Source organism: uncultured Aquincola sp. (genome assembly GCF_964001545.1).
Lineage (GTDB): Bacteria > Pseudomonadota > Gammaproteobacteria > Burkholderiales > Burkholderiaceae_C > Aquincola.
Genome location: NZ_CAXFDV010000552.1, coordinates 1 through 4,728 on the forward strand (window position 1 = coordinate 1; position 4,728 = coordinate 4,728).

General features: G+C 70.5%; 8 protein-coding genes. 6 read left to right on the forward strand and 2 right to left on the reverse strand.

The window, feature by feature from the left end:
• The coding region (locus tag ABNT58_RS18955) for an aminotransferase class IV (RefSeq protein ID WP_348754996.1) at window positions 1–263 on the forward strand (263 nt) is incomplete at its 5' end.
• Window positions 264–291: 28 nt separating this feature from the next.
• Window positions 292–510: a zinc-finger domain-containing protein gene (locus ABNT58_RS18960; RefSeq protein ID WP_250198488.1), complete on the forward strand. Its 219-nt coding sequence runs from the start codon at window positions 292–294 to the stop codon at window positions 508–510.
• Between the two features lie 48 nt (window positions 511–558).
• Here ABNT58_RS18960 and ABNT58_RS18965 read toward each other — a convergent pair whose 3' ends face one another.
• A complete protein-coding gene (locus ABNT58_RS18965) occupies window positions 559–1,272 on the reverse strand; it encodes an anti-sigma factor (RefSeq protein ID WP_348754997.1) in 714 nt (237 codons plus the stop codon).
• A 2-nt stretch (window positions 1,273–1,274) separates the two neighbouring features.
• Window positions 1,275–1,916: a sigma-70 family RNA polymerase sigma factor gene (locus ABNT58_RS18970; protein ID WP_348754998.1), complete on the reverse strand. Its 642-nt coding sequence runs from the start codon at window positions 1,914–1,916 to the stop codon at window positions 1,275–1,277.
• A 26-nt stretch (window positions 1,917–1,942) separates the two neighbouring features.
• Here ABNT58_RS18970 and purU point away from each other — a divergent pair, with 26 nt between their 5' ends.
• The 4 genes from purU to ABNT58_RS18990 all read left to right on the forward strand — a co-directional run.
• Window positions 1,943–2,827, forward strand: coding sequence for a formyltetrahydrofolate deformylase (gene purU / locus ABNT58_RS18975; protein ID WP_348754999.1), 885 nt, complete (start codon window positions 1,943–1,945; stop codon window positions 2,825–2,827).
• Entirely contained in the window at window positions 2,824–3,270 is a 447-nt protein-coding gene (locus ABNT58_RS18980; RefSeq protein ID WP_348755000.1) for a nuclear transport factor 2 family protein, read from the forward strand. The genes purU and ABNT58_RS18980 overlap by 4 nt, the downstream gene beginning before the upstream one ends.
• A 36-nt stretch (window positions 3,271–3,306) precedes the next feature.
• Window positions 3,307–4,278 carry an alpha/beta fold hydrolase gene (locus ABNT58_RS18985; RefSeq protein WP_348755001.1) on the forward strand — a complete coding sequence of 324 codons (972 nt, stop codon included), beginning with the start codon at window positions 3,307–3,309 and terminating at the stop codon, window positions 4,276–4,278.
• Between the two features lie 14 nt (window positions 4,279–4,292).
• Window positions 4,293–4,728, forward strand: a 436-nt coding sequence (locus ABNT58_RS18990; protein WP_348755002.1) for a DUF2946 family protein, incomplete at its 3' end; no start/stop codon positions are given.

The following is a 4,728-nucleotide window of genomic DNA, read 5'->3' on the forward strand; positions in this document are numbered from 1 at the left end:
TCACCCGCAACACCATCTTCGCGATCTGCCAGGACCTGGGCCTGAAGCTGGTGGAAAAGCGCATCACCCGCGACGAGGTTTACATCGCCGACGAGGCCTTCTTCACCGGCACCGCCGCCGAAGTGACGCCGATCCGCGAGCTCGACCGCATCGAGATCGGCATCGGCAGCCGGGGCCCGATCACCGAAAAGATCCAGGCCGCCTTCTTCGACATCGTCAACGGCCGCAACCCGAAGTACGCCGAGTGGCTGACCAAGGTCTGACCCCTCACTGCCTGATCAGGAGAGAACCGTGAGCCAAAGCGCTGCCGCTGCCGCCCCCGCAGCCGTCGAAGTCACCGCGCAAGACCTCAAGGGTCATGGCGTGGTGTTCTGCCCCAACCCCAAGATGAAGCTGTGGAGCGGCCACCCGCGCGTCTTCATCGACGTGGCCTCTACCGGCGAAGGCAAGTGCCCGTATTGCGGCACCGTCTACAAGCTGGCGCCGGGCACGGTCCTCCACGGACACTGAACCCGAAGTTCCTGCCGAAGGCCGCCCACGGGGCGGCCTTTTCAATGGTCACAGCTGCAGCTTGCCCGCGTACAGCACCGGCCCGGTCGGCGTGCCGGTGGGTGAGCCGCCCGGCGGCTCCAGGCTGACGGCCAGCGCGGCGGTGTCGCCCTTGAGCAGGCCCTGGGGCAGGCGCTCGCGCGGCACCACGGTGGAGCCGTCGGCGCGGATCAGACCCAGCGACCGCGGCGCGCCTTCGGGCGGCACCGACCACAGCTCCAGCACCCGGTCGGCCTGCAGGTCCACCGGCAGCAGCGCCCGCGTCACCAGCGAGCGCCCATCGCCGCTGACGCTGGCCACGAAGGTGTTGACGCCCTGCGCGGCCCCGCCAGTGCCTTGCAGCACCACCAGCACCGGCGGCTGGGTCGCCGACGGTTGCGTGAGCATGACCGCCAGCACCAGCGTGGCCAGGGCGCCGGCCGCGCTGAGGGCGCGCCACGGCGCCAGCCGGCGCCACAAAGGCAGCGGCGCGGGCGCCTGTGCGGGCGCCGAGCCGCCGAACAGGCGGCGCTCGATCGCCTGCCACACCGAGGCGGGCGGCTGCTGCGGTGTCACGGCGCTGGTCAGCGGCATCAGGCGCTCGGTCCAGGCCTGGACGGCGGCGCGCAGGGCGGGGTGGCCGGGCAGCAGTGCCTCGAAGCGGCGGCGGGCGGCGCCGCGCAAGGTGCCGGCCACGTACTGGGCGCCCAGGGCGTCGGCACGATCGGGTTTGCCGTAGTCCATGGTCAGGCCCCCTCGGCGCGGCCGTCACGCTGCACCGCACGCTCCAGGCACTGCTTGAGCGTGGCCAGCGCGCGCCGCACCCACGACTTGACCGTGCCCAGCGGCTGGGCCAGGTGCTCGGCCACCTCGGCATGGCTGAGGCCATCGAAAAAGGCCAGCGCCACGCTCTGCCGCTGCGAAGGGCTCAGGTGCTCCATGCAGGCCGACAGCTGGCGGGCTTCGCTGGCGCGGCCCAGCAACTCGACCGGGCCGGGCGCTTCGTCGGGCAGCAGCTCGGCGGCATCGGGGCCGCCGTCGTCGTCCCCGGCCGCACCGCGCGGGCGCGCCACCACCACCTGGGCCTGCGCGCGGCGCAGGCTGTCGATGGCGCAGTGGCGGGCGATGCTGGTGAGCCAGGTCAGGGGCTGGCTCTGCGCGGCATCAAAGTCCGCCGCGGCGCGCCAGACCTTCACGTACACCTCCTGCAGCAGCTCTTCGGCCAGCGCACGTTCACGCTGGATGCGCAGGATCACGCCGAAGAGATGCGCGCTGCTGAGCTGGTACAGCCGGGCAAAGGCCTGCCGATCACCCAGCCCCGTGCGGGACAACAACTGCGCCAGCTCGCGGCTGCGCTCGCTCCAGTCCTGCTGGGCCGTATTGGACACACGCGACTCCTACAATCTGCGACATCATGCCGCGCCAAGACCAGTTCGTTCTCACCCTCTCCTGCCGCGACACCAAGGGCATTGTCCATGCGGTGTCGGGCCTGCTTTACCAGGCCGGCTGCAACATCATCGACTCGCAGCAGTTCGGTGACCTCACCGGCGAAGACGCCACGGGCCTGTTTTTCATGCGTGTGCACTTCGAGGCACCGCCGCACCTGGCCGACGTGGCCACGCTCGACCGGTTGATCCAGCATGTACGCGGCCAGTTTGAAATGGATGCGCGTCTGCATGCCCTGGGGCAGCGGTCGCGCCTGCTCCTGATGGTGAGCAAGCAAGGCCATTGCCTGAACGATCTGCTGTTCCGCTGGAAGAGCGGCCTGCTGGACGTGGAGATTCCGGCCATCGTGTCCAACCACCCCGACTTTGCGGAGCTGGCCGCCAGCTACGGCATCCCGTTCCACCACCTGCCGCTGCCCACCGGCAGCAGCGCCGCCGCCAAGCGCGAGCAGGAGCAGCAGGTGGAAGCGCTGATCGAGCGCGAGCGCATCGACCTGGTGGTGCTGGCGCGCTACATGCAGATCCTCAGCCCCGAGTTCTGCGGCGTGCTGTCGGGCCGCGCCATCAACATCCACCACAGCTTTTTGCCCAGCTTCAAGGGCGCCAAGCCGTACTTCCAGGCGCATGCGCGCGGCGTCAAGCTGATCGGGGCCACCGCCCACTACGTGACGGCCGACCTGGACGAAGGCCCCATCATCGAACAGGACGTGGAACGGGTGAACCATTCGCTGTCGGCCGAAGACCTGACCGCCGTGGGCCGCGACGTGGAGTGCGTGGTGCTGGCCCGCGCGGTGCGCTGGCATGTGGAGCACCGGGTGCTGACCAACGGCCACAAGACCGTGGTGTTCCAGTGAAGCCCAAGGCGCCCGCTTCGGTGCTGCTGGCCACCGCCGAAGACACCGAAGCCCAGTTCTACGAAGCCCTGCAGCAGGGCGACATCGAACGCCTGATGGCGCTGTGGAGCGACGAGGACGAGATCGTCTGCGTGCACCCCGGCGGCCTGCGGGTGATGGGCGCCGCGGCCATCCGCGCCTCGTTCGAGGCGATCTTCGCCAACGGCGTGCTGCCGGTGCAGCCGGCCCGCGTGCGGCGGCTGGAAACCCCCGGCTGCGCGGTGCACAGCGTGCTGGAACGCATCGACGCCAACACCGCCGAAGGCAACCAGACCGCCTGGGTGCTGGCCACCAACGTGTACCTCAAGACCGCGCTGGGCTGGCGGCTGGCGGCGCACCATGCCACTGCCGGCCTGCCGCACGACGTGCCCGAGCCGCACGACAACCCCACCACCCTGCACTGAGCCCGCGCGGCCGCAGCCGCGCCCACCATCGACACGATGCACGACTACCGCGCGCCCCGTTGGTTGCTGGGCGGCAATGCACAAACCATCCTGCCGGCCCTTTGGGGCCGGCGCTTCGAAGGGTCGGCACCGCAGTACACCCGCGAACGCTGGACCACGCCGGACGGCGACTTCATCGACGTCGATTTCCAGCTGAACCCGCAACCGGGCGCCGGCTGGCTGGTGCTGTTCCACGGCCTGGAAGGCACATCGCGCAGCCACTATGCCGAGGCCTTTGCGCATGTGGCCCGGCTGGCGGGCCTGTCGTACGCGGTGCCGCATTTCCGCGGCTGCTCGGGCGAGATCAACCTGGCGCCACGGGCCTACCACTCTGGCGACCACGAAGAAGTCGGCTGGATGCTGCAGCGCCTGCGCGAGCGGGCCGGCGCGCCGCTGTTCGCGGCCGGCGTCTCGCTGGGCGGCAATGCGCTGCTGCGCTGGGCCGAAGAAGCCGGCGACAGCGCCGCCCGCACCGTGCGGGCGATCGCCGCCGTCTCGGCGCCGCTGGACCTGGCCGCGGGCGGCCATGCCATCGGCCGCGGCTTCAACAAGCTGGTCTACACCCGCATGTTCCTGCAGACGATGAAGCCCAAGGCGCTGGCCAAGCTGGCCCAGCACCCCGGGCTGTTCGACGAGCAGCGACTGGTGGCGGCCACCGACCTGTACACCTTCGACGACGTGTTCACGGCGCCGCTGCACGGCTTCCAGGGCGTGGAGGACTACTGGCGGCGCGCTTCGGCCAAGCCGCACCTGGCGCGCATCCGCGTGCCGGCGCTGGTGGTCAATGCGCTCAACGACCCCTTCGTGCCGGCGGCCAGCCTGCCGCGCCCGCACCAGGTGGGCAGGCACGTCACGCTGTGGCAGCCGCCGCATGGCGGCCATGTGGGCTTTCCGGGCGGGGGCGGCCTGCGCAGCCATGTGATGACCCTGCCGCAAGCGGTGCTGGACTGGCTGCGCCAGCACGGCTGAGGCAGCATCGGGCGATGGATGACATCGTCAGGCAAGCGATCAAGAAGTGGCCCCACGTGCCGCATGTGTACGGCTGGCTGGGCCTGGACGCCCGCGGCCACTGGTACCTGCGCGACGACGCGACGCAGGCGGCCGGCGCCTTCCCGGCCGTCAAGGGCAGCCGGCTCGAGCATGAAAAGCTGCTGGCCTTCATCGGCCGCAACTACGAGCACGACGAGGCGGGCTGCTGGTTCTTCCAGAACGGGCCGCAGCGGGTGTATGTGGCGCTTGAAGCGGCGCCCTGGGTGTGGCGGCTGCAGCCCGATGGCCGGCTGCTGAGTCACACCGGCGCGCCGGCCGCTTACACCAGCGCGTGGATGGATGAAGCGGGCCGGCTGTTCATCGACACCGACCTGGGCTTGGGGCTGCTGCACAGCCTGGACGTGGAGGCCGCCGCCAGCCTGGTGGACA

Bases quoted from the DNA above. Each gene is read 5' to 3' on its own strand.
- ABNT58_RS18965 (WP_348754997.1), bottom strand. From the start codon at position 1,272: ATGGACTACGGCAAACCCGATCGTGCCGACGCCCTGGGCGCCCAGTAC.
- purU (WP_348754999.1), top strand. From the start codon at position 1,943: ATGCCGCGCCAAGACCAGTTCGTTCTCACCCTCTCCTGCCGCGACACC.
- ABNT58_RS18985 (WP_348755001.1), top strand. From the start codon at position 3,307: ATGCACGACTACCGCGCGCCCCGTTGGTTGCTGGGCGGCAATGCACAA.